21 protein-coding genes are annotated in these 22,508 nt (G+C 62.0%); 15 read left to right on the top strand and 6 right to left on the bottom strand.

All coding sequences use genetic code 11. The features are described from left to right. Position 1 precedes the first annotated feature (1 nt). From UIB01_RS12335 to sstT, 3 genes are all read left to right on the top strand, one after another. Positions 2-1,627 (top strand): methyl-accepting chemotaxis protein, encoded by a 1,626-nt coding sequence (locus UIB01_RS12335; protein ID WP_038660820.1) that lies wholly within the window; start codon positions 2-4, stop codon positions 1,625-1,627. A 142-nt stretch (positions 1,628-1,769) separates the two neighbouring features. Next, complete coding sequence (locus tag UIB01_RS12330; protein WP_038660817.1) at positions 1,770-3,377, top strand: methyl-accepting chemotaxis protein; 1,608 nt, start codon at positions 1,770-1,772, stop codon at positions 3,375-3,377. A gap of 184 nt (positions 3,378-3,561) precedes the next feature. Further along, on the top strand, positions 3,562-4,788 hold the full coding sequence (gene sstT / locus UIB01_RS12325; protein WP_038660814.1) for a serine/threonine transporter SstT: 1,227 nt from the start codon (positions 3,562-3,564) through the stop codon (positions 4,786-4,788). A gap of 50 nt (positions 4,789-4,838) precedes the next feature. Here the strand turns inward: sstT and UIB01_RS12320 are convergent, their stop codons facing one another. The 3 genes from UIB01_RS12320 to UIB01_RS12310 all read right to left on the bottom strand — a co-directional run bounded on the left by UIB01_RS12320 (position 4,839) and on the right by UIB01_RS12310 (position 8,968). After that, positions 4,839-6,464 (bottom strand): fatty acyl-CoA synthetase, encoded by a 1,626-nt coding sequence (locus tag UIB01_RS12320; protein ID WP_051605078.1) that lies wholly within the window; start codon positions 6,462-6,464, stop codon positions 4,839-4,841. A 104-nt stretch (positions 6,465-6,568) separates the two neighbouring features. Beyond that, positions 6,569-7,765: a beta-ketothiolase BktB gene (bktB, locus tag UIB01_RS12315; protein WP_038660811.1), complete on the bottom strand. Its 1,197-nt coding sequence runs from the start codon at positions 7,763-7,765 to the stop codon at positions 6,569-6,571. Between the two features lie 24 nt (positions 7,766-7,789). Then, positions 7,790-8,968: an acyl-CoA dehydrogenase family protein gene (locus UIB01_RS12310; protein WP_038660808.1), complete on the bottom strand. Its 1,179-nt coding sequence runs from the start codon at positions 8,966-8,968 to the stop codon at positions 7,790-7,792. A 175-nt stretch (positions 8,969-9,143) separates the two neighbouring features. Here UIB01_RS12310 and UIB01_RS12305 point away from each other — a divergent pair, with 175 nt between their 5' ends. Further along, positions 9,144-10,190: an AraC family transcriptional regulator gene (locus tag UIB01_RS12305; protein ID WP_038660805.1), complete on the top strand. Its 1,047-nt coding sequence runs from the start codon at positions 9,144-9,146 to the stop codon at positions 10,188-10,190. 106 nt (positions 10,191-10,296) lie between these two features. Here UIB01_RS12305 and fabB read toward each other — a convergent pair whose 3' ends face one another. Then, complete coding sequence (gene fabB, locus UIB01_RS12300) at positions 10,297-11,514, bottom strand: beta-ketoacyl-ACP synthase I (RefSeq protein ID WP_038660803.1); 1,218 nt, start codon at positions 11,512-11,514, stop codon at positions 10,297-10,299. A gap of 11 nt (positions 11,515-11,525) precedes the next feature. Beyond that, on the bottom strand, positions 11,526-12,041 hold the full coding sequence (gene fabA, locus UIB01_RS12295; protein ID WP_038660800.1) for a 3-hydroxyacyl-[acyl-carrier-protein] dehydratase FabA: 516 nt from the start codon (positions 12,039-12,041) through the stop codon (positions 11,526-11,528). 430 nt (positions 12,042-12,471) lie between these two features. On the opposite strand from fabA, the gene UIB01_RS12290 reads away from it, so the two are divergent. The 8 genes from UIB01_RS12290 to UIB01_RS12255 all read left to right on the top strand — a co-directional run bounded on the left by UIB01_RS12290 (position 12,472) and on the right by UIB01_RS12255 (position 18,840). Next, entirely contained in the window at positions 12,472-13,494 is a 1,023-nt protein-coding gene (locus UIB01_RS12290; RefSeq protein ID WP_038660797.1) for an NAD(P)H-dependent glycerol-3-phosphate dehydrogenase, read from the top strand. Positions 13,495-13,515: 21 nt separating this feature from the next. Beyond that, entirely contained in the window at positions 13,516-13,872 is a 357-nt protein-coding gene (locus UIB01_RS12285) for a DUF4389 domain-containing protein (RefSeq protein ID WP_038660794.1), read from the top strand. After that, positions 13,869-14,327 (top strand): phosphohistidine phosphatase SixA, encoded by a 459-nt coding sequence (gene sixA, locus UIB01_RS12280; protein WP_038660791.1) that lies wholly within the window; start codon positions 13,869-13,871, stop codon positions 14,325-14,327. The genes UIB01_RS12285 and sixA overlap by 4 nt, the downstream gene beginning before the upstream one ends. A gap of 77 nt (positions 14,328-14,404) precedes the next feature. Beyond that, complete coding sequence (locus tag UIB01_RS12275; protein WP_038660788.1) at positions 14,405-14,848, top strand: hotdog fold thioesterase; 444 nt, start codon at positions 14,405-14,407, stop codon at positions 14,846-14,848. 126 nt (positions 14,849-14,974) lie between these two features. Next, complete coding sequence (locus tag UIB01_RS12270; protein WP_038660786.1) at positions 14,975-15,787, top strand: alpha/beta fold hydrolase; 813 nt, start codon at positions 14,975-14,977, stop codon at positions 15,785-15,787. Next, on the top strand, positions 15,784-16,641 hold the full coding sequence (locus UIB01_RS12265) for an alpha/beta hydrolase (protein ID WP_038660784.1): 858 nt from the start codon (positions 15,784-15,786) through the stop codon (positions 16,639-16,641). The genes UIB01_RS12270 and UIB01_RS12265 overlap by 4 nt, the downstream gene beginning before the upstream one ends. Before the next feature lie 217 nt (positions 16,642-16,858). Continuing rightward, entirely contained in the window at positions 16,859-17,662 is an 804-nt protein-coding gene (locus UIB01_RS12260; RefSeq protein ID WP_038660781.1) for a DUF4892 domain-containing protein, read from the top strand. A gap of 83 nt (positions 17,663-17,745) precedes the next feature. Further along, positions 17,746-18,840 (top strand): AI-2E family transporter, encoded by a 1,095-nt coding sequence (locus tag UIB01_RS12255; RefSeq protein ID WP_038660777.1) that lies wholly within the window; start codon positions 17,746-17,748, stop codon positions 18,838-18,840. A gap of 15 nt (positions 18,841-18,855) precedes the next feature. Here the strand turns inward: UIB01_RS12255 and UIB01_RS12250 are convergent, their stop codons facing one another. Next, the gene (locus UIB01_RS12250; protein ID WP_038660774.1) at positions 18,856-19,845 is read right to left on the bottom strand and encodes a patatin-like phospholipase family protein; all 990 of its coding nucleotides are present in this window, start codon (positions 19,843-19,845) and stop codon (positions 18,856-18,858) included. A 180-nt stretch (positions 19,846-20,025) separates the two neighbouring features. Between UIB01_RS12250 and selD the strand changes: the two genes are divergently transcribed. From selD to UIB01_RS12235, 3 genes are read left to right on the top strand one after another with little or no spacing between them, the layout of a single operon-like run. Further along, positions 20,026-21,060 (top strand): selenide, water dikinase SelD, encoded by a 1,035-nt coding sequence (selD, locus tag UIB01_RS12245; RefSeq protein ID WP_038660771.1) that lies wholly within the window; start codon positions 20,026-20,028, stop codon positions 21,058-21,060. Then, positions 21,060-22,157, top strand: coding sequence for a tRNA 2-selenouridine(34) synthase MnmH (gene mnmH, locus UIB01_RS12240; protein WP_038660768.1), 1,098 nt, complete (start codon positions 21,060-21,062; stop codon positions 22,155-22,157). Before selD ends, mnmH begins: the two co-directional genes overlap by 1 nt. A gap of 38 nt (positions 22,158-22,195) precedes the next feature. Beyond that, positions 22,196-22,474 carry a hypothetical protein gene (locus UIB01_RS12235; RefSeq protein WP_038660766.1) on the top strand — a complete coding sequence of 93 codons (279 nt, stop codon included), beginning with the start codon at positions 22,196-22,198 and terminating at the stop codon, positions 22,472-22,474. The last annotated feature ends 34 nt before the right edge of the window (positions 22,475-22,508 follow it).

Raw genomic sequence — 22,508 nt, 5'->3', positions numbered from 1 at the left:
CATGTCCGTACGCACCCTTACGATCGGCAAACGTTCCGCCCTCGGCTTCGGCCTAATCGGGCTATTGGTCCTGTTTCTAGGGATTTTCGCGCTAAAGCAGATGGCCAACATGCGCGAGGAAAGCAGGGAGGTCGACGAGAACTGGCTGCCCAGCATCATGGCACTCAGCGAGCTGAACGTGACCGTGATGCGTATCCGGGCTAACACCTTGCGGCTAGCGCTGGCTGAAGACCCTCAGATGGTGCAAGACCGGGCCCAGCGGCTGACTCAGCTGCTAACCGAGGTGGTTCAACGCGATGCCTTGTACGCTGAGCTTATAACCACCCCGGAGGAGAAGGCGTCCTATCAGCGCTTCAAGCAGAGCTTCGATCAGTATCTGCTTGCCCAGCAGAGCGTCATGAAGCATGTGCTCGGCGGCGATCACGCACAGGCGGTGGCGGTCGTGAACGGTGCAATCAATGAGCACGCCGACACTGTGACCGCTTCGTTGAACCAGCTGCTAGCCATCAATAGTGAGGAGGCCGGTCGGGCCGCGGAGCGTGCGTCCGCGCAATACGACACGGCGTTCAGCTGGGTGGTGGCCACGCTGGTGCTTGCCGCTGGCATTACCGTAACGCTTGCTTGGGTGTTCACCCGCAGCGTCGTCGGCCCGCTGAGTACTGCCGTTTCGGTAGCCGAGCGCATAGCAGCTGGTGATCTGACCGGCGAATTCATCGTGGAAGGTAAGGATGAGCCGGCTCGTCTGTTGAGCTCGCTCAAAACGATGCAAGGTAGCTTGCGCGGGACCATTCAGGGCATTGCCGAGTCGTCCAATCAACTCGCTTCGGCAGCCGAGGAACTCAACGCGGTTACCGAGGATTCGACGCGCGGCTTGCATCAGCAGAACCACGAGATCGAACAAGCGGCCGCTGCCGTGAATGAGATGACCGCAGCCGTAGACGAAGTCGCACGTAACGCGGTGGCTACGTCTGAAGCTTCGCAGGACTCCAGCGACATCGCGCAACGCGGGCGTAAGCAGGTCATGCAGACAGTCGAGTCCATTAATCTCCTGGCAAGCGACGTGACCAATACCGCAGGTGAAGTTGAACATCTGGCCGGTCAGGTGCGAGACATCAGCAAGGTGCTGGAAGTGATCCGCTCGATTGCCGAGCAAACCAATCTGCTCGCGCTGAACGCCGCGATCGAGGCGGCCCGGGCTGGCGATGCCGGGCGCGGCTTCGCGGTTGTCGCGGACGAGGTGCGTGCACTGGCGCATCGTACCCAGCAGTCCACGGGTGAGATCGAGCAGATGATCGGCAGCGTTCATCAGGGTACCGACAAGGCGGTGAGCGCGATGCACGTCAGCAACGAGCGGGCGCGTACTACGCTGGACATGGCACGGGCTGCCGGTGAGGCGCTCGACGGCATCACAGCCGCGATCAGCCAGATCAGCGAGCGCAACCTGGTGATCGCCAGTGCCTCAGAAGAGCAGGCCCAGGTCGCCCGTGAGGTGGACCGGAATCTGGTCAACATCCGTGACCTGTCGCTGCAGTCTTCGGCCGGGGCAAATCAGACCAGCGCGGCAAGCCAGGAGCTGGCGCGCTTGGCTATCGGGCTGAACGAAGTGGTGCAAAAGTTCCGGATCTGAGCGGATGAAGCTGCGAGCCGTAAAGAAAGAAATTCTCAGTTGCGATAAATATATTTGTCGTCGCTTGTCAAGTAATGCATGACCCTGCCCGATATACGGTTATATCCCGTAGTCGAAGCGAGGTCTTGCTATGTTTAGACAGATGAGAATTGCCCTTAGGGCCGGTTTGGGTTTTGGCGTAGTGGCATTGCTGGTCTTCCTTCTCGGCGTCTTCGCGCTGACCCGGATTGCCGCGATGGAAGACGAGGCGGAGGAGGTTGATCAGCGATTGCTGCCAACGATTCAGTTGCTCGGTCAGGTCAACCAAGAGTTCCTGATGATCCGCGCCGGCACCTTGCGCTTGCTGATCAGCGAGCCGTCAGAGCGCAGTCGTGCTGCCGAAGGCCTCGAAGCCCTGCGCAAAACGCTGTCCCAGGAGCGACAGGACCTGGATCGGCTGATACAGAGTGCAGATGGCAAAGCCTTGCTTGCTACCTTCGACCAGTCACTGACACGCTATGAGAGCTTTCAGCGCAAGATCGTCGAGCTCGCCTTGCAGGGCCGCCTTGAGGAGGCTGTCGAGATCACCCGCGGTGAGTTGAATGAGCATGCGCGGAATACTTCTCAGGCTGTACATGACCTCATCGACCTCAACCGCAAGGCAGCCAATGCGGCCAGTGATCATGCGCTTGAAGTTGCGGCCAGCGCTTTCCAGGGTGTCGTCATTGCGATGATCCTGGCGTTTATCGCTACCATCATTCTCGCCATGCTGCTGACACGCAGTATCGTGCAACCGCTGGCAGAAGCTGTCGGTGTTGCCGAGGTCATTGCCGGTGGTGACCTGACCCGCCATTTCCAGGTCGTCGGCAGCGACGAGCCGGCGCGCCTGCTCAGTGCGCTGCAGGCGATGCAGCGAAGCCTGCGTGAAACCATCCAGGGGATTTCCGACTCCTCCAACCAGCTGGCGTCAGCGGCGGAAGAGCTCAATGTCGTGACCGAGGACTCGACCCGCGGCCTGCATCAGCAGAATCACGAGATCGAACAGGCGGCTACTGCAGTCAACGAAATGACTGCAGCGGTCGATGAAGTCGCACGTAACGCAGTGGCGACCTCCGAGGCCTCGCGTGAATCCGACGACACGGCGCAGCACGGCCGCCAGCAGGTCATTCGCACAGTCGACTCAATCGGCCTGCTAGCCGACGATGTGACGCAGACCGCCACCGAGGTCGAACGCCTGGCCGGCCAAGTGCGCGATATCAGCAAGGTGCTGGATGTGATTCGCTCGATCGCCGAGCAGACCAACCTGCTGGCGCTCAACGCGGCCATCGAAGCTGCGCGGGCAGGGGACGCAGGACGTGGTTTCGCGGTGGTGGCCGACGAGGTGCGGGCGCTGGCACATCGCACCCAGCAGTCGACCCAGGAAATCGAGCAGATGATCGGCGACGTGCATCAGGGCACCGACAAGGCCGTGCACGCCATGCAGCTGAGCAACGAGCGCGCCAGGACTACGCTGGAGTTGGCTCGTGCCGCCGGCGAGGCGCTGGATGGCATCGCCAGTGCTATCAGCCAGATCAGCGAACGTAATCTGGTGATCGCCAGCGCGTCGGAAGAGCAGGCGCAGGTAGCCCGCGAAGTCGACCGCAACCTGGTGAACATCCGGGACCTGTCGCTGCAGTCTTCGGCCGGTGCCAACCAGACCAGTGCGGCAAGTCAGGAGCTCGCCCGTCTGGCAATCGACCTGAACAATCTGGTGGCGCGCTTCCAAGTGTGATCCTTCGTACAAGGGCGCCTTCCTGGCGCCCTTCGCCCTAGCCGGTCGCCAGCGGCCGGCTTTTTGGCGCCCGGTGGCAGCACAACGCTGGGCATGATCGGGCGAGCGGCGTACCATCCGGCGTTTTTCCACGGCAGGAACGGGCTGCGTAGGGGCCGTTTCTGCCAAGCTGCGAGACGCGCCTATGTCCGATATGCCTCGAATCATCCGCTTCATCAGCCGTACCAGCCTTGTCGCCCAGATCGTCGTTGGCTTGGTCGCTGGAGCCTTGCTGGCGCTTTTCCTGCCGGCTGCAGCCAAATCGGTGGCGCTGCTGGGCGATCTGTTCGTGCAGGCGCTGAAGGCGGTAGCACCGATTCTCGTGTTCGTGCTGGTGACCTCGTCGTTGGCCAATCACAAGCGTGGCCAGCCCACCCACATACGGCCGATCATCCTGCTCTACGCGCTTGGCACCCTGAGCGCCTCTGCGGTTGCGGTGCTGGCGAGCTTCATGTTTCCCACCTCACTCACGCTGGTGAGTGGGGCTGCGGACGTCACGCCACCGTCAGGCGTGGGGGCGGTGCTGCAAACGCTCCTGTTCAACGTCGCCGACAATCCGGTGCGTGCGCTGCTCAATGGCAACTTCATCGGCATCCTGGCCTGGGCGATCGGCCTCGGTTTTGCCTTCCGCCATGCACAGGAGAGCACGCGACGGCTGATCGGGGATCTGTCCGACGGCGTTACGCTGATCGTCAAGGTGGTGATTCGCTTCGCACCGCTGGGTATCTTCGGCCTGGTCGCCGGCACCCTGGCTGATTCGGGCTTCGATGTGCTGCTGGGTTATCTGCGGCTGCTGTTGGTGCTGGTGGGTGCCATGCTGTTCATGGCGCTGGTGATGAATCCTCTGATCGTGTTCTGGCAGATCCGCCGCAACCCCTATCCGCTGGTTTTCACCTGCCTGCGCGAGAGCGGTATCACCGCGTTCTTCACCCGCAGTTCGGCCGCCAACATCCCGGTGAACATGCAGCTGTGCCAGCGACTGGGGCTGCACAAGGACACCTATTCGGTATCCATTCCGCTGGGCGCCACGATCAACATGGGCGGCGCGGCGATCACCATCACCGTGCTTACCCTGGCTGCTGTGAACACGCTCGGCATTCAGGTGGATATCGCCACCGCGGTACTGCTGAGTCTGTTGGCGGCGGTCTGCGCCTGTGGCGCCTCGGGCGTCGCCGGCGGGTCGTTGTTGCTTATCCCGCTGGCGTGCAGTCTGTTCGGCATCTCCAATGACCTGGCGATGCAGGTGGTGGCGGTGGGCTTCATCATCGGTGTGGTGCAGGATTCGGCCGAAACAGCGCTCAACTCTTCGACCGATGTGCTGTTCACCGCTGCTTCCTGCATCGCTCACGGCGATATCTCCGAAGCGGCATAGATCCTTCCCAGCGGTTCTGACCGCATGGCTCAAGGCCAGCGCCATTCTTATCAGGCGCTGGCCTCGCTCTGCTGAAGGTTGTCGCCGGCTTCGCCCAGGCTGCTGCGCGCTGGCGCACCGAACTGCATGCGCAGTACCCGCTTCAGCAGCTTACCCGCTGAGTTCTTTGGCAATTGCTTAACGAAATGCACATGCTTCGGTACCTTGAAGGGCGCAAGGTGGGCGCGGGCATGGTGCAGCAGTGCCTGCGGGTCTGGTGCGGTGTTCTGTTTCAGAACCACCACCGCCGTGATCGCTTCGATCCATTTATGGTCGGGCACGCCGATGACTGCGACTTCGGCAACATGCGGGTGGCGATAGAGTGCCTCTTCCACATCGCGACTGGCGACCAGCACGCCGCCGGTATTCACGATGTCCTTGATGCGGTCGACGATCCAGATGTAGCCCTGCTCATCGCGGTAGCCCAGATCTCCGGAATGAAACCAGTCGCCAGCGAATGCCTCGGCGGTCTCGTCCGGTTTCTGCCAGTAACCGACCATCAGCTGGGGGGAGCGATGAACCAGTTCCCCCGGAACACCGGGTGCGCATTCTTCGCCCGTGGCTGGATCGATTATCCGTGTCAGCACGTTGCTTACCGGGCGGCCACAGGATCTCGGCCGCTCCCGGTGCTCATCGGGTGTCAGCACGGTCGCCAGCGGGGCGATCTCGCTCTGACCGTAACAGTTGTAGAGGCCCGATTGCGGCAATCGCGCGCCCAGCTCCCGGGCGATTGGCTCCGGCATGATGGAGGCGCCGTAGTAGAGCTTCTGCACGTGCCTTAGTTGCGCCTCAACGAAATGCTCATGGCGCAGCAGGGCTATCCAGACGGTTGGTGGCGCGAAGAAGCTGTTCAGCTGTTCCGTCTTGAGCAGTCGAAGTATTTCTTCTGGCGTCGGCGTATCAGTCAGGCAGCTGTAGGCGCCGGCCAGCAGCGCCGGCATGGTGAACACATGCATCTGTGCCGAGTGGTAGAGCGGCAGGGCTGCCAGGCAGCGGTCGCTGGCCTTTATATCGAGGTGCAGGAGGCAACTGGAGTACTCGGTCATCAGCGAGCGGTGGGTGTGCATCGCGCCCTTGGGGTCTGATGTGGTGCCGGAGGTGTAGAGAATCTGCACGACATCGGTTTCGGCGATGTCGATCGCTGGTGGCCGATCACAGGCAGAGCTGGTGGCGGTCGTCAGAATGTCGCTGCGATCCGATGTCGCTTCATTACTGTGCAGACTGCCGCGGATCGCCAGTTGGCGCTGGCCCGGAATGCGGTCGACCAGGCTTTTCAGGCTGTCGTCAAAGAAGAGGGCGCGGGCTCCTGATTGGTCGAGTACGTAGGCCAGTTCGTGTTCGGTCAGTGAGTAATTGACCGGAACGTGAATCAGCCCGGCACGGGTGCAGGCCAGCCAGAGAATCAGGTAGGCGTCGGAGTTCTTGCCATATGCCGCAACCCGGTCCGCCTTGCTCAGGCCAAGGGCCAGCAGATGATTGGCTACACGGTTCGCCGCGCGGTCCAGTGCCTGGTAGCTCCAGCAGCGCTCGCGGTATTTCAGGGCGATCTGCCCAGGGCGCTGCATGGCGATGCGCTGCACTGCATCGCCGATGGTGTTGCGGTGGATAAGTGGGTGGGACTCGATCGTTGAACGCATGACACACCTCGAATAATTATTGTTGTGACGGCATGTGGGCTTGGGCGCAGCCTGCTGGTTTTGGCACGCTGCGCCGAGGCTCTGGATCTGACAGCTCGCCAGGATCAGAGACGTTCGATAATCAAAGCGATGCCTTGGCCTCCACCGATGCACATGGTGATCAATGCGAGACGCTTGCTGCGCCGTTCCAGCTCATACAACGCTTTCAGGGTGAGAATCGACCCGGTGGCACCGACCGGGTGACCATGGGCAATCGCTCCGCCGTTGACGTTCACCTTGTCCGGGTCGAACTCCAGGCTTTGCGTCACCGCCAATGCCTGAGCAGCGAAGGCTTCGTTGGACTCGATGATGTCGATGTCGGCCAGACGTAGGTTTGCTGCCGTCAGCGCCCGCTGCACCGCAGGAATCGGTCCCAGCCCCATGAGTTGCGGCTCGACTCCGGCAAAGGCGTAGCTGATGAATCGGGCCCGTGGACGCAACCCAAGCCTGGCGGCCTCCTGTACCGAGCTCAGCACGAGTGCCGCGGCGCCGTCGTTGAGCGGAGAGGCGTTGCCGGCTGTCACCAGGCCGTCCTTTTTGAAGGCGGCGCGCAGCTTCTGCAGGCCCTCCAGCGTGGCGTCAGGCCGCACATGCTCGTCCTGTACAAATTCGCCAGTTGTGCGTCCCTTGCTGATTGGCACGGCGACGATCTGCTCATCGAGATGTCCCGCGGCGATCGCATTGGCGGCCTTGTGGTGACTGTCGCAGGCATACTGGTCCAGCTGCTCGCGTGTGAGTCCATAGCGAGCGGCGACGTTCTCCGCAGTGATGCCCATGTGCCCGCTGCCGAACGGGTCGCTGAGAATACCGATGGTCAGATCCACTGCAGTCGTGTCACCCATGCGCTGACCGAAGCGCAGCTTCGGCAGCAGGTAAGCGCCCTGGCTCATGCTTTCGGCGCCGCCGGCAAGGGCGAGCCGGCTGGCGCCAGCCTGGATCATCTGCGCCGCGGAGATCAGCGACTGCACCGACGAGCCGCACAGGCGGTTCACGTTCAGCGCCGCCGAGTGCTCGGCGAGGCCGCAGTTCAGAGCAATATGTCGCGCCAGATAGGCATCCTGCGGGCTGGTCGTGATGATGTGGCCGAAGATGCAGTGGTCGATTTCCTCCGCCGCCACGCCGGCGCGCTCGATGGCGGCACGGCCGGCGAAAGTACCCAGTTCGGCAGGGCTATAGCCCGACAGGCTTGCGCCGAAGTCGCCGATGGCGGTTCGGGCGCCGGATAGGATCACCACGTCCTGCAGCGCAACTGTGTCGTTCATCTGGAATTCCTTCTTGTCGGTCGGTCAGGCCACGGGCCCAAGCATGTCGCGGGCGATCACTTCTTTCATGATTTCGGAAGTGCCCGCATAGATGGTCTGGATGCGCGCATCCACATAAAAGCGGGAGATTGGATATTCGAGTGTGTAGCCGTAGCCTCCGAACAGCTGCAGGCATTGGTCGATGCAGCGGCACTGCATCTCGCTGAGCATCAGTTTGAGCGCGGCCGCATCCGTGCTGCTCATTTCTCCACCGGCATAGCGCTGCAGGCATTTCTCGAAATACGCGCGTCCCATCTCCAGTTGTGCACGTACTTCGGCCAGCGTGAAGCGGGTGTTCTGGAAGTCGGCTATGCGCTGACCGAATGCACGCCGTTGCTGGACATAGCCCAGGGTCAGCTGCAGGGCGCCGTCGATGGCTCCGATGGCTTGCGCTGCCACACCCAGACGCTCCCGAGGCAGTTCTTGCATCAGATAGGCGAAGCCCTTGCCCGCTTCGCCGAGCAGCGCATCCTCCGGTACGATCAGATCGTCGAAGAACAGTTCAGCGGTGTCGCTGGCATGCTGGCCGATCTTGCGGATCGCTTTGCCGCGAGAAAAGCCTGGCAATGTGGTATCCACCAGAAACAGCGAGACGCCGCGGGCCCGGGCGTTCGGATCGGTCTTGGCGCAGACGATCACCATGTCTGCCAGCAAGCCGTTGGTGATAAATACCTTGCTGCCGTTGAGCTTCCAGCCGCCAGGAAGCTTCTGCGCACTGGCGCGCATGGCGGCCAGATCGCTTCCGGCGCCAGGCTCGGTCATGGCGATGGCGCTCAGCACTTCGCCAGTGGCCATGCGCGGTAGCCAATAAGCCTGCTGCGCCTGGTTGCCGAGGTGGTGGATGTACGGCATCACGATGTTGGCGTGGATGTTGTAGCCGCTGGCTAGCCCGCCGAAGCCCTGGCGGGAAATCTCCTCGCAGATCATCAGGCTGGTCTCGACTCCCGCTGCGCAGCCGCCCAGCTGTTCCGGCAGGTCTACGCCGAGCAGCCCCGCTTCGCCGAGGCGATGCCAGAGCGCGCGTGGCAGCTGGTGGTCGGCTTCCCATTGCTCGTAGTGGGGCGCCACTTCCTGCTGAAGAAAGCGCCGCACCGAATCGTGAAATAGCGCCCGGTCATCATTGCCGGGTGCACGTCCGGCTTCCGGCTGTGGTTGTACGGTCATGCTGAGCCCTTTTGATCGTTGTTGTTCTGGTCGGCCGCCGTGGGGCGCACGTCTATTAATAGAGTTTTGATTTATCGCTTTGAATGACCTTTACGGTCGTTTTATTTGATCAGATAGGCCAGCTGGGTTGAAACGCGCCATACTGGTGAAAACGAGTGAAGCAAAGGACCGGCGCATGACATCTACGGAGCTGTACAAGTCGTCGGCCAGGGCCCATATCGCCAATCACTACGTGCGCGCCTGTATCGGTGGCGCTCTGCGACAGGGCGCAGAGCCGTCGCAGCTGCTGTCTGCGGCTGAAATACCGCACCTGTGGCTCGACCGGCCCGAACGGCTGCTCACCGAGCATCAGCTCAGCGAGTTGATCAAGGCCGTCTGGCGCTTTACCGGCGACGAGTTCATGGGGTTGGCGCCAGGCGTCTGCAAGCGGGGCGTGTTCTCGCTCATGGCAGAGTTCGGCCTGGGCGCCAAAACCCTCGGCGGAATGCTGCAACGCAGCGCGCGTTTCTATAGCGCGGTTACGGACGACCTGAAGATTGGCCTGGATGCCGGGCATGCGCAGTCACCGCTGGTGTTCTACCGCTTGCACCTGCGTCAGCAGGAGCTCGATCCCGATCATTTCCTGCAGGAGTTCATTCTGTTGATGTGGCAGCGCTTCGCAGGCTGGCTGATCGGGCAGCAGATTCCTGTTACCGGGACCTCTTTCGGCTATCCGGCACCAATGCACGCGAGGGAGTACCGGGCAATGTTTATCGGCGAGCTGCTCCACGACCAGCCACGTTGCGGCTTCTATCTGCACCCACGAGTCCTTCAGCTACCGATCTTACGTAGCGAAGCCGAGCTGCAGGCATTTCTGCAGGCGTGCCCTGGGGTGATCCTGCATCGACCTGTGCAGGACAACAGCCTTCAGACTCGCGTAAGGCTGTTGCTGCAGCGCTACGACCTCAAACGGATGCCGGAGCTGGAGGAAATCAGCCAGCAGCTGTTGATGACGCCTCGTACGCTGCGGCGTTGGCTGCAGGAGGAGGGCACATCGGTTCGGCAGATCAAGGAGTCGCTGCGCCGTGATCTTGCCTTGAGGCTGCTCAGCAATGAGCACTTCAGCGTGCAGGAGGTGGCCGAGCAGAGCGGGTTCGCCGAGGTGGCAGCTTTCAGTCGGGCCTTCAGGCGCTGGACGGGTGGACCACCGGCGCAATGGCGCAACGCTCGGCGCTCGGCCTGACGCCGTATTGCGAGGGGGGTAGAGCATGCCGGCATTTCGTACCGTCTTGTGACCACACAAACAAAAACGCCCCGAATAATCGGGGCGTTTTTATCGGCGCGAGTGCTTAGCCCTTAAAGCGGCGCAGCACCAGAGTAGCGTTGGTGCCACCGAAGCCGAAGCTGTTGCTCATCACGGTGTCGAGCTGCACGTTCTCGCGGGTTTCGCGAAGAATAGGCATGTCGGCAACTTCCGGATCCAGCTCGTCGATGTTGGCCGAGCCCGCGATGAAGCTGCCTTCCATCATCAGCATGGAATAGATCGCTTCGTGAACGCCCGCGGCGCCCAGCGAGTGGCCAGACAGGCTCTTGGTCGAGCTGATGGTCGGGATCTTGTCGCCGAACATGTTACGCACGGCCTTGATCTCGGCCACATCGCCGACCGGCGTGGAGGTGCCGTGGGTGTTGAGGTAGTCGATGTTGGTGTCGACGGTAGACATTGCCTGCTGCATGCAGCGCAGGGCGCCTTCGCCACTCGGTGCGACCATGTCGTAGCCGTCGGAAGTGGCGCCGTAGCCGACGATTTCCGCGTAGATCTTGGCGCCGCGCTTGAGGGCGTGCTCCAGCTCTTCGACCACCACCATGCCGCCGCCGCCGGCGATGACGAAACCGTCACGCTTGGCGTCGTAGGCGCGGGAGGCTTTCTCCGGCGTATCGTTGTACTGGCTGGACAGCGCACCCATGGCGTCGAACAGGCAGCTCTGGCTGTAATGCTCTTCCTCGCCGCCACCGGCGAAGACCACATCCTGCTTGCCCATCTGGATCTGTTCCATGGCATGGCCGATGCAATGCGCGCTGGTGGCGCAGGCCGAAGCGATGGAGTAGTTGATGCCCTTGATACGGAACGGCGTGGCCAGGCAGGCGGAAACGGTGCTGCTCATGGTGCGCGGTACGCGGTATGGGCCGATGCGCTTGACGCCTTTGTCGCGCAGGATGTCGATGGCTTCCATCTGATTGATGGTGGAAGCACCACCCGAGCCGGCGACCAGGCCGATGCGCGGGTTGGAAATGTCATCGAGGGTGAAACCGGCGTCTTTGACGGCCTGCTCCATCGCCAGATAGGCATAGGCGGCAGCGTCACCCATGAAGCGCAGGACCTTGCGGTCGATCAGCTCTTCCAGGTTCAGGTTGACGGAGCCGGAAACCTGGCTGCGCAGCCCCATGTCCGCGTAGGACTGGTTGAAGCGAATGCCAGGGCGGCCGGCACGCAGGTTGCCGGAGACGGTCTCTTTGTCATTGCCCAGGCAGGAAACGATACCCAGGCCAGTGATCACGACGCGACGCATGCGGATGTCCTTCAAAAGCTGTCGGTAGAGGTGAACAGGCCGACGCGCAAACCTTCGGCACTGTAGATCTCGCGGCCATCAACGCTGACGGTGCCATCGGCAATACCGAGGATCAGCGAGCGACTGATGGTGCGCTTGATATGGATGTTGTAGGTGACTTTCTTGGCGGTAGGCAGAACCTGACCGAAAAACTTCACTTCGCCAGAACCGAGGGCGCGGCCACGGCCGGGGTTGCCCTGCCAGCCGAGGTAGAAGCCGACCAGCTGCCACATGGCATCAAGGCCCAGGCAGCCGGGCATGACCGGATCGCCTTCGAAATGGCAAGCGAAGAACCAGAGATCAGGGTTGATATCCAGTTCGGCGACCAGTTCGCCCTTGCCATATTTGCCGCCTACTTCGCTGATGTGAACGATACGATCGACCATTAGCATGTTCGGCGCGGGCAGTTGCGCATTACCGGGACCGAAGAGTTCGCCGCGGCTGCAACGAAGCAGGTCTTCCCGAGTAAAGGCGTGTTGTTTGGTCATGCGTATTCCTCAATGGGCCCCTTGCGGAGGGCTTTGCTGCTTACATACCGGGCCAGAATCCAAGGCCTGATCATCAAGACTAGTCATAGACTGCCGTGTTGTGGCTAAAGTCACAGCCCGCCAACAGCGACGCCGTTCAACCCGTACTTGCGGCTGAAGGACGCAAAGACAGAATCGGGCGGCTACTTTAACACTCCTGAAAGGCTAACGAGGACCTTGCGACAGCTTGTCCTCTATAGACAATCGTTGCAGTAACGGTTGCATGTGTTGCTCGAAATCCCGTCTCAGCGCTTCGGGCGGGATCATTGCTCGCGTCAGATGTAACTGTAACTGAATGATTTCACAGGGCATGGTGGTGGCGCTGGCCGCTGTGAATGCGAAACGTATAATGCCGGCATTGCCATTTTGGATGGCCCATAACGGAACCCTCATGACACGACAGCAACCCATCGCCGTACTCGGCGGCGGCAGTTTCGGTACCGCAATCGCCAATCTGCTGGCCGAAAACGGTCACCATGTCCTGCTCTGGATGCGTGATCCCGAGCAGGCCGAGAGCATCCGGACGCTGCGGCAGAATCCGCGCTATCTCAAAGGCGTGGAGATTCTCGCGCAGGTGGAACCAACCACTGACCTGTCGTCGACCCTCGATGCCTGCGAATTGATTTTTGTCGCGCTGCCGTCCAGTGCGCTGCGCCAGGCGCTGCAGCCGTTCGCGGCTCAGCTTGGTGGCAAGATGCTGGTCAGCACGACCAAGGGCATCGAGGCCGATGGCTTCATGCTGATGAGCCAGATTCTCGAGCAGATCGCGCCGCATGCACGTATCGGAGTGCTGTCAGGGCCAAATCTGGCGCGTGAAGTGGCCGAGCACGCCCTGACCGCGACGGTTGTTGCGAGCCAGGACGAGGCGCTGTGCCGTAGCGTCCAGCAGGTGCTGCACGGTCGCACCTTCCGCGTCTATGCCAGCGCCGACCGCTTTGGGGTCGAGCTGGGCGGGGCGCTGAAGAACGTCTACGCGATCATGGCGGGAATGGCCGCAGCGCTGGGGATGGGCGAAAACACGCGAAGCATGCTGATTACCCGAGCGCTGGCGGAAATGACCCGTTTCGCCGTCAAACTCGGGGCCAACCCGATGACGTTTCTGGGCCTGGCGGGTGTCGGCGACCTGATCGTTACCTGCACCTCGCAAAAGAGCCGCAACTTCCAGGTTGGCTATGCGCTGGGCGAAGGTCTCAGCCTGGATGAAGCGGTTTCCCGGTTGGGCGAAGTCGCCGAAGGGGTCAATACCATTAAAGTGCTCAAGTGCAAGGCCGAGGAACTGCAGGTCTACATGCCACTGGTCGCGGGTCTTCATGCCGTTTTGTTCGAGGGGCGTACGCTGGACCAGATCATCGGTGTGCTGATGCGTGGCGAGCCGAAGACCGATGTGGACTTCATTTCAACCGACGGATTCTGAGCCGAGCTTAGGGGAAACTTCATGAACCAATCGAACCAGGCGACGGACCGAGAATCGCTGATCCTGCGGGCCGTCTGGATGCTGATCTTCTTTTTCGTCTGGCAACTGGCCGAGCTGGTGCTGCTGGTGGTTGTTGTGCTGCAGCTGGTGATGCGTCTGGTCAAGGGATATCCCGACTCCGGCCTGCAGGCGTTTGGTGACAGCCTCAGCCAGTACGTAGCGCAGATCGGTCGCTTCGCCACCTTCAATACCGAGCGCAAGCCTTGGCCGCTATCCGACTGGCCTAACCCGCGACCGGCTGATGTCGAGCTGACCAATCCGGTCCCGCCAGTGCCGCCGGCCGAGCCAAAAGACTCGCAGCAGGGGCCGACTCCATGAGGCTCTGGTTGCTGCGACATGGCGAAGCCGAGCCGCGGGCTCGTACCGATGCCGAGCGTAATCTGACCGAAGGTGGCCGTCGCGATGTACGTCGCAGCGCCACCTTTCTCCGGGGCAAGCCGTTGCAGACGGTTCTGGTGAGCCCGTTCCAGCGCGCGCAGCAGACCGCGGATGAAGTGTGCAAGGCGCTGGCGTTCAGCGGCCAGCGGGAAACCGTGGACTGGGCCACGCCCGAATCTGACTTGGCGCAAGCGTTGCGCGGGCTGGATTTGCGCAGCGAGAACGATCTGCTGTTGGTCACGCATCAGCCGTTTGTGGGCAATCTCGCTGGATGGCTGATCAACGGCCACTACGCCGATCCACTGCCCATGGCAACTGCCTCGCTGGCTGAGCTGGAAGGTGAAGCGATTGCCGGAGGGCTGATGCGACTGGTGTCCTTGCATCACGTTGGTTAGGGTTGGTGCGGCTCGCTCGGCGGTTCCGCTTCGAGGCGAGCCTAACCGTAGAACAATAACCATCAGGAGTAAGCGCCTTGAGCATCTGGCACCGTCAACCCGACCTGGAAGAGCTTCACAGCACCCGCAAGAACACCATCAGTGATTTGCTGGACATCCGCTTCGAATCGTTCGACGACTCCTCGATCACTGCGAGCATGCCGGTCGACGCCCGTACCCATCAGCCTTATGGTCTGCTGCATGGTGGCGCCTCGGTGGTACTGGCCGAGACCCTCGGTTCGATGGCCAGTTATCACTGCATCGACACCAGCAAGTTCTATTGCGTTGGGCTGGAGGTCAATGCCAATCACCTGCGCGGTTTACGCAGTGGCCGCGTGACAGGCGTTTGCCGACCGGTTCACCTTGGCCGCTCGACACATGTCTGGGACATTCGCCTGAGCGGTGAGGACGGCAAGCCCAGCTGCATCTCCAGACTGACGGTCGCGATCGTGCCGCTGGACAGGGGCAACTTGGCAGGCTGATCGAGGCAGGCCGACATTGCGGCCTGCTGATTGGCCTGAATGCCCTTCATTCGGCAGGCCTATGGCGATTGCCGCATGCCGAGGCCTGCCAGACAATGAAGGTTCAGTCTGTCCGGCAACGCCTCCATGTCCCAACGTATCTTCTTTGCCCATGCCAATGGTTTTCCGGCGGCGACCTATCGCAAGCTGTTCGATGCCCTCACGCCCGAATATCGGGTCACGCACATGGATCGCCACGGTCACGATCCACGCTTTCCGGTGGATGACAATTGGAACAATCTGCTCGATGAGCTGTTCGAGCAGCTCGAAGGGCTGCATGAGCCTGTCTGGGGGGTAGGGCACTCATTTGGCGGGATGCTGCACTATCGCGCCGCGCTGCTGCGACCCGAGCTTTACCACGGTGTGGTCATGCTCGATTCGCCGCTTCCAACCTGGTTCGACCAGACCGTCATCTGGGCTGCCAAACGTCTGGGCTTCATCGATCGGTTAACACCTGCGGGGCGGACCCTGGGACGCCGCGAGCAGTTCTCCAGTGCCGAAGAGGCGCGTGCATATTTCGCCGGTAAGGCGCTGTTCAGCAGCTTTGATCCGGAATGCCTGGACGCTTATATCGAACACGGCTTGGAGCCTGCAGGGCAGGGAATGCGTCTGCGCTTCGATCCGCAGACCGAAATCAGCATCTACCGCAGCGTGCCACATCTCACCCCGGGCTGGCCGCCGGCATTGAAGATTCCTCTGGCCATGGTGCGTGGGCGCGACAGTCGTGTGGTGCTGCCGCATCATGCCTATCTGTTGCGGCTGATGGCACGTGGCGAAGCGCATACGCTGCCCGGTGGTCATATGTTTCCTTTCGAGCGGCCACAGCAGACGGCCGACAAGCTGCTGGAATTGCTGGCTCGCTGGGGCTCGCACGCCGAGCTTACCGAGGGGGTGGCATGAGCGTGCTGTTCGAAGAGGTCCGCCTGAGCCTGCCGCACCTCGATGTCGCGGCGCATATTTACGGGCCAGATGATGGCAAGCCGGTGCTCGCTTTGCATGGATGGCTGGACAATGCCGCGACCTTCAGTCGTCTTGCGCCGAGGCTTGAGGGGCTGCGCATCGTCGCACTGGATTTGCCCGGGCATGGTCATTCCGAACATCGTCCCGCGGGTGCTGCCTACAACATCTGGGATTATGCCCATGACGTGCTACAGGTTGCCGAACAGTTCGGCTGGCAGCGGTTTTCCTTGCTGGGCCACTCGATGGGGGCGATCGTTTCAGTGCTGTTGGCTGGGGCTCTACCCGAACGCATCGAGCGGCTGGCATTGATCGATGGTGTCATCCCCTACACTGGCGAGGCGTACAGTGCGCCGCAGAAGCTAGGCGCGGCGCTCGAGGCCTTGCTTGCGGTCGATGACAAGCGCAAGCCGGTTTATGCGACTTTTGATCAGGCGGTGCAAGCGCGCATGAAGGGCGTCGGTGCGGTCAGTCGTGAGGCGGCTGAGCTGCTGGCACAACGCGGGTTGATGCCGGTACCGGGCGGCTATACCTGGCGCACCGATGCCCGTCTCATGCTCCCCTCGGCCATGCGGCTGACGCGTGCTCATGCACTGGCCTTTGTCGCCCGGGTCACCTGTTCCGCCAGTTTGGTGCTGGCCGAGCAAGGGCTGATGAACCAGCCGGAGCTGATGGAGCTGGTTGATGGCTTGCCCTTTGATGTACAGCGGCTGCCCGGTGGGCATCATCTGCATCTGGACGACGAGGCGGGCGCTGAGGCGGTGGCGGAGGTGTTCAACGCGTTCTTCCACGGCTGAACCATGCTTGGCGCTTGCAATACTCTCTCGCAAAGCCTCGCTTGACTTGCCTTGGCCAACTGGCGAGGCTGGGAGCCAATGTTTCCAGCAGAGCCAGCGCAATGATTGATTGCTCCAAAGTCGCGACGGCCAATCGCTGCGCACTTGCGTTTGTCCTCGGCTTGCCGCATTCGCTGAGTTTCGACAAACAGTCAGGGGTGATCCATTGAGGGGTGTTATGCGAAGTGCATGGATAGCGGCATCGGTCTTGATTTCCACCGCTGCCGTGGGTGCCGACGTTACCGGCAGCGCTGATCTCGAGCGACTGCCACGTTTTGCTCAGGCACAGATCGTCGATTATCGGCAGTCGCAGGTGCAGGAGCGCATCTATCCCCAGGATTCGATCCGCCGTATCAGCGGTAATCTGCGCATGGCTACACAGGTGGTTGCGTCGGGTGAGCTGACCGCACTGACCTATCAGTTGCCGAGCACACACACCGGTATCGAGGCCTTCACCCAGGCCCGCGGCGAGCTGCTGCGTCAGGGTGCCGAACTGTTGTTCTGGTGTGAAGGCCGCGAGTGTGGTTCCAGTAGCCTCTGGGCGAACGCCATTTTCGGCAAATCCATGCTCTACGGCCCGGAAGCGCAACAGGCCTATCTGTTGGCGCGTCTGCCCGACGCCGAGAGCGACCTGATTGCCTTGTACGGCATCACCCGAGGCAACGGCCGACCCTACCTGCACGTCGAGCAGTTGCGCAGCGATGAGCCTCTTGCCGCGGTGCTACCTACGGCGGCAACACTGCTGCGGCAGCTGCGCAGCACCGGTGAATTACGCCTGCCACGTCTGACGGATGAGCCGACCGCCGAGTGGGGCGCTTTGTTGGCCAATGTCTTGAGTCTGGACAGCACCACGCGTGTCAGTCTTGCCGGGCAGGGTGCGGTGGCCTGGCGGGAGGCGCTGATTGCCGAGCGGATCCGCGGCAGCCGCCTGGAAGTCGACGAGTCTCAGGAACCGGGCCTGGTCATTCGGCTATTGCGCTGATCCTGCGTAACGGCTGCAATAGCGGCTCTTATTTCGCGCCCTGATCATGGACGCGGCTGCTCTATCTCCCTGGGTACGTTCACATGCTCAACAATGATCGCCTGTTGGCGCAGATCCTGCTCGTTGGGCTGCTGGCCGCGTGCCTGTGGGTTCTGGCGCCTTTCGCCTCAGCGCTGTTCTGGGCCGCCGTGCTGGCGTTCGCAAGTTGGCCGGTGATGCGGCTGTTGACCCGCTGGCTGCATGGCAATGCCACGCTGGCTGCCGGTCTGCTTACCTTCAGCTGGATGGTACTGGTAGCGGTACCGCTGGTATGGCTGGGCTTCAACATTGCCGATCAGATCCGCGAGGCCAACGCATTGCTGCACGACCTTCAGGTGGAAGGGCTGCCGCCGGCGCCGATCTGGCTGGGCGAATTGCCGCTGATTGGCGATACCCTCGTGGGCTTCTGGGACACCGTGGATGAGCAGGGCACAGCCTTGATCGCCAGCAGCCGTCCGTACATCGGCCAGGTCGCGAACTGGCTGTTGGTGCGCAGCGCGCGGATCGGTGGCGGCATGCTCGAGCTGGCCTTGAGCCTGGTGCTGGTGTTCTTCTTCTATCGTGATGGGCCGCGCCTGTCGGCATTCGTCCATAGCCTGCTGCACCGGCTGATCGGTGACCGCGCCGATCATTATCTGGAGCTCGTTGCCGGTACCGTGCAGCGCGTGGTCAACGGCGTGATCGGGACCGCGGCGGCACAGGCGATTCTGGCCTACATCGGATTTCTCATTGCCGGGATACCGGGTGCGCTGGTGCTCGGGCTGCTGACCTTCGCCTGCAGTTTCATCATGGTGCCGCCATTGATCTGGGGTCCAGCCGTCGCCTGGCTGGCCTGGCAAGGCGACTACGGCATGGCGATCTTCCTCGGAATCTGGGGCATGTTCGTCATCAGTGGCGTTGACAACGTACTCAAGCCCTACCTGATCAGCCGTGGCGGCAACCTGCCCTTGGTGGTGGTGCTGCTTGGCGTGTTCGGCGGCATCCTTGCCTTCGGTTTCATGGGGCTGTTCCTCGGTCCGACCCTGCTTGCAGTCGCCTACAGCCTGCTGGGCGACTGGTTGATCAAGGAGGTGCCGACGATGCCTTCGCACGAATCGACGCTACTCCCGGGTGAACCGCGCGACCCGCTTGGTCAGTGAGCGAAGGCCTGAGGCTCACTGCTCTTCTTCGTAGCGCACCAGCGCATCGTGGGCGACGATGCGACCCAGTGCGATCAGCTCGGGTGCCTTGTAGAACTCGTAGAAGCGGCAGGCCCGCTTGGGGATGTTGACCAGCACGTTCGGCGGGTAACCCGCGATCTTGTATTGCGCCAGCGACGACTGCATGACGTCGAAACTCTGGTTGATCAGCTCCAGCAGCGATGCCGGACCGGTGACGTCGATCACCGTCGCGCCTTCGGCAGACTTCGGCGCGTTATGGCTGGTCGGTGCGGCAGGCGGTTGATCGCCGCGCAGCAGTTCGCCGGCACGAAGGTCGTCCAGCTCGCCGGCCAGTTCAGCTTCGTCCTTGCGCCAGAACGGGATGTGCGAGCTGATCGAGTTGACCAGCGAGTCGAAGCGCCCCGGACGTACGATCTCAGGCAGTGGGTACTGCTTGTGGTTGTTGGCGTTGAGATTGACTGCGATGATCATGTCGCAGTGCGCTGATACCACCGGAACGATGGGCAGGGGATTGAGCAGTCCGCCGTCGACCAGCATGCGATTGCCCTGCATAACCGGGGTGAACAGGCTGGGGATGGCCGCAGAGGCGCGCATGGCCAGTTCCAGGCTGCCTTCCTGAAACCAGATCTCCTGCTGGTTGGTCAGGTCGGTGGCAACCGCGGTGTACGGGATTGGCAGATCCTCGATGCGGATCTTGCCGACCATGTCGCGGATACGGCCGAAGACCTTTTCCCCGCGGATCGCGCCCAGGCTGAAGCTCGGATCAACCAGGCGCAGCAGGTCGAGATAGTCCAGGCTCTCGATCCAGTTGCGGTACTCGTCAAGCTTGCCTGCCGCATAGATGCCTCCGACCACCGCGCCCATAGAGCAACCGGCGATGCAGGCAATTTCATAGCCGCGGGCTTCCAACTCCTCGATCACGCCAATGTGCGCGTAGCCCCGAGCACCGCCCGACCCAAGTACCAGTGCAACTTTCTTACTCATGCGGTTCTCCCTGTGGCACTGGCGATAGCTTCATGCCTGGCCGGCGAGCCTGCAAGCGCTGATCGGCCCCTTGCAACATGTGGCCGGCATTGGCTGATCGAACTCCGTGCCAATCGGCGAATGGCCGGCGGCCTTTGCTACAATCGCGGCCCGTTTGTGCACGTGTCACGAGAGAGTCCGATGAGCGAACCGATCCGCCTCACCCAGTACAGTCACGGCGCCGGCTGCGGCTGCAAGATATCGCCCAAGGTGCTGGACGTGATTCTTGCCGGCAGCGGGGCGCAGAATCTCGATCCGCGCCTGTGGGTCGGCAACGCCTCGCGTGATGACGCGGCGGTGTACGGCATCGACGAGGAGCGCGGTGTGGTGTCGACCACCGACTTCTTCATGCCCATCGTCGATGATCCCTTCGATTTCGGCCGGATTGCCGCGACCAACGCCATCAGCGACATCTATGCCATGGGCGGTGATCCGCTCATGGCTATCGCCATCCTCGGCTGGCCGGTCAACGTGCTGCCGCCGGAGATTGCCCGTGAGGTCATCGCCGGAGGCCGAGCGGTTTGCGATGCCGCGGGTATTCCACTGGCCGGCGGCCATTCGATCGACGCGCCCGAGCCGATCTTCGGCCTCGCCGTGACCGGCCTGGTGAACAAAAGCCAGATGAAGCGCAATGACACGGCTGCTGCCGGCTGCAAGCTGTACCTGAGCAAACCGCTGGGAATCGGCATTCTCACCACCGCCGAGAAACAGGCCAAGCTGCGCGCTGAGGACGTCGGACTGGCGCGGGACTGGATGTGCACGCTGAACACGCCCGGCAGCCGCTTCGGCAAGCTCGCGGGCGTTCGCGCCATGACCGATGTCACCGGCTTCGGCCTGCTTGGCCACTTGGTGGAAATGGCCGATGGCAGCGGGCTGACCGCCGAGATCGACTACGCGCGCGTACCGCGCTTGCCGGGCATCGAGTACTACCTGGAGCAGGGCTGCGTGCCGGGCGGAACCCAGCGCAATTTCGATAGCTATGGTGAGCGCATCGCCGCGCTCGACGAGCGCCACAAGCAGCTGCTCTGCGATCCCCAGACCAGCGGTGGACTGCTGGTGGCTGTAGCGCCGGAAGGCGAGGCGGAGTTTCTTGCCGTTTGCGCCGAGCTTGGCCTCGCGCTGGAGCCGATCGGCCAGCTGGTCGAAGCGCGCAGCCACGCGGTCGAGGTGCGTTGATGCGCAGCGATACCGAAGATTTCCGCCAGCTGTTCCTCAATGACATCCCGATGATGGACGCCCGTGCCCCGGTGGAATTCGCCAAGGGCGCCTTTCCCGGTGTGGTCAACCTGCCGCTGATGAACGACATCGAACGGCAGAAGGTCGGCACTTGCTACAAGCAGCACGGCCAGAAGGCAGCCATCGAACTCGGCCAGCAACTGGTTTCCGGCAAGGTCAAGGCCGAGCGGCTGCAGGCCTGGGCCGACTTCGCCCGCGCCCATCCGAATGGCTACCTGTATTGCTTCCGCGGTGGGCTGCGTTCGCAGATCGTCCAGCAGTGGCTGAAGGACGAAATGGGTGTCGAATATCCGCGTGTCGCCGGCGGCTACAAGGCGATGCGCCATTTCCTGCTCGACACCATCGACCAGACGGTCGAACAATGCGACTTCGTGCTGGTAGGTGGCATGACCGGTACCGGCAAGACCGAGGTCCTGGCGCAGTTGGAAAACAGCCTCGACCTGGAAGGCCTGGCCAATCATCGCGGTTCCAGTTTCGGCAAGCGCGCCACGCCGCAGCCGGCGCAGATCGACTTCGAGAATGCCCTAGCGATCCGCCTGCTGAAGATGCGTGCGGCCGGCATCGAGACGTTTGTCGTCGAGGACGAGGCGCGCCTGGTGGGCCGCTGCTCGATTCCACTGCCGCTGTTCAACGGCATGCAGGCGTTTGCCCTGGTCTGGCTGGAGGACAGCCTCGAGGGGCGGGTCGAGCGGATCCTCAAGGATTACGTGATCGACCTTTGCGCCGAGTTCATTGCCGAGCAGGGTGAGAGCGGTTTCGCGGCTTTCGCTGAGCGTCTGCAGCAAAGTCTGGTCAATATCAACAAGCGACTCGGCGGCGAGCGTTACCAGCGCCTGGCATTGCTGATGGATCAGGCCCTTGCGGAGCAGGCGCGCAGCGGCTTGGTCGACCTGCATCGAGCCTGGATCGAGGCGTTGCTCGGCGAATATTACGACCCGATGTACGCCTACCAGCGCGAGAACAAGGCTGACCGTATCGAATTCGCTGGAGACCAGCAGTCGGTGGTCGAATATTTGCGGCACCGTAAGGCGAAATAACGGCTTTAATTCCTGAATGGCACTCGAGGGACGATGCGATGAAAACCTGGCTATCTTTGCCTCTTCTAGTTCTGCTGCTGGCCGGTTGCGCCGGCAAGACGGCATACCGCGACAGCTGCGCGGCGGAACTTGAGGCAGCGTGGAAGGAGCAAAGCCTGGCAGAAGCCGAAGGCTTTGCCGGAACCGTTAGTTATTCCAAGGCTCTGGCTTTGCTGACCGGGGCCAAGACGCAGCAGCAGTTCGAGGCGTTCCGCGGCTGTACACAGAAGGCGCAGAAGGCGCGTTTCTATCTCCGCGAGTCGCGCGCCGGACGTTAACCGACGCCACCTATCGACCAGCCCACCGCCTGAC

Origin of the sequence: Stutzerimonas decontaminans, assembly GCF_000661915.1 — a bacterium.
Taxonomy (GTDB): Bacteria; Pseudomonadota; Gammaproteobacteria; order Pseudomonadales; family Pseudomonadaceae; genus Stutzerimonas; species Stutzerimonas decontaminans.
This window is presented reverse-complemented; position numbering and strand designations above follow the sequence as displayed.

What these genes read in the sequence shown, in the direction of transcription:
- UIB01_RS12335 (WP_038660820.1), top strand. Translation starts at nt 2, where the DNA reads ATGTCCGTACGCACCCTTACGATCGGCAAACGTTCCGCCCTCGGCTTC.
- UIB01_RS12330 (WP_038660817.1), top strand. Translation starts at nt 1,770, where the DNA reads ATGAGAATTGCCCTTAGGGCCGGTTTGGGTTTTGGCGTAGTGGCATTG.
- sstT (WP_038660814.1), top strand. Translation starts at nt 3,562, where the DNA reads ATGTCCGATATGCCTCGAATCATCCGCTTCATCAGCCGTACCAGCCTT.
- UIB01_RS12320 (WP_051605078.1), bottom strand. Translation starts at nt 6,464, where the DNA reads ATGCGTTCAACGATCGAGTCCCACCCACTTATCCACCGCAACACCATC.
- bktB (WP_038660811.1), bottom strand. Translation starts at nt 7,765, where the DNA reads ATGAACGACACAGTTGCGCTGCAGGACGTGGTGATCCTATCCGGCGCC.
- UIB01_RS12310 (WP_038660808.1), bottom strand. Translation starts at nt 8,968, where the DNA reads ATGACCGTACAACCACAGCCGGAAGCCGGACGTGCACCCGGCAATGAT.
- UIB01_RS12305 (WP_038660805.1), top strand. Translation starts at nt 9,144, where the DNA reads ATGACATCTACGGAGCTGTACAAGTCGTCGGCCAGGGCCCATATCGCC.
- fabB (WP_038660803.1), bottom strand. Translation starts at nt 11,514, where the DNA reads ATGCGTCGCGTCGTGATCACTGGCCTGGGTATCGTTTCCTGCCTGGGC.
- fabA (WP_038660800.1), bottom strand. Translation starts at nt 12,041, where the DNA reads ATGACCAAACAACACGCCTTTACTCGGGAAGACCTGCTTCGTTGCAGC.
- UIB01_RS12290 (WP_038660797.1), top strand. Translation starts at nt 12,472, where the DNA reads ATGACACGACAGCAACCCATCGCCGTACTCGGCGGCGGCAGTTTCGGT.
- UIB01_RS12285 (WP_038660794.1), top strand. Translation starts at nt 13,516, where the DNA reads ATGAACCAATCGAACCAGGCGACGGACCGAGAATCGCTGATCCTGCGG.
- sixA (WP_038660791.1), top strand. Translation starts at nt 13,869, where the DNA reads ATGAGGCTCTGGTTGCTGCGACATGGCGAAGCCGAGCCGCGGGCTCGT.
- UIB01_RS12270 (WP_038660786.1), top strand. Translation starts at nt 14,975, where the DNA reads ATGTCCCAACGTATCTTCTTTGCCCATGCCAATGGTTTTCCGGCGGCG.
- UIB01_RS12265 (WP_038660784.1), top strand. Translation starts at nt 15,784, where the DNA reads ATGAGCGTGCTGTTCGAAGAGGTCCGCCTGAGCCTGCCGCACCTCGAT.
- UIB01_RS12260 (WP_038660781.1), top strand. Translation starts at nt 16,859, where the DNA reads ATGCGAAGTGCATGGATAGCGGCATCGGTCTTGATTTCCACCGCTGCC.
- UIB01_RS12255 (WP_038660777.1), top strand. Translation starts at nt 17,746, where the DNA reads ATGCTCAACAATGATCGCCTGTTGGCGCAGATCCTGCTCGTTGGGCTG.
- UIB01_RS12250 (WP_038660774.1), bottom strand. Translation starts at nt 19,845, where the DNA reads ATGAGTAAGAAAGTTGCACTGGTACTTGGGTCGGGCGGTGCTCGGGGC.
- selD (WP_038660771.1), top strand. Translation starts at nt 20,026, where the DNA reads ATGAGCGAACCGATCCGCCTCACCCAGTACAGTCACGGCGCCGGCTGC.
- mnmH (WP_038660768.1), top strand. Translation starts at nt 21,060, where the DNA reads ATGCGCAGCGATACCGAAGATTTCCGCCAGCTGTTCCTCAATGACATC.
- UIB01_RS12235 (WP_038660766.1), top strand. Translation starts at nt 22,196, where the DNA reads ATGAAAACCTGGCTATCTTTGCCTCTTCTAGTTCTGCTGCTGGCCGGT.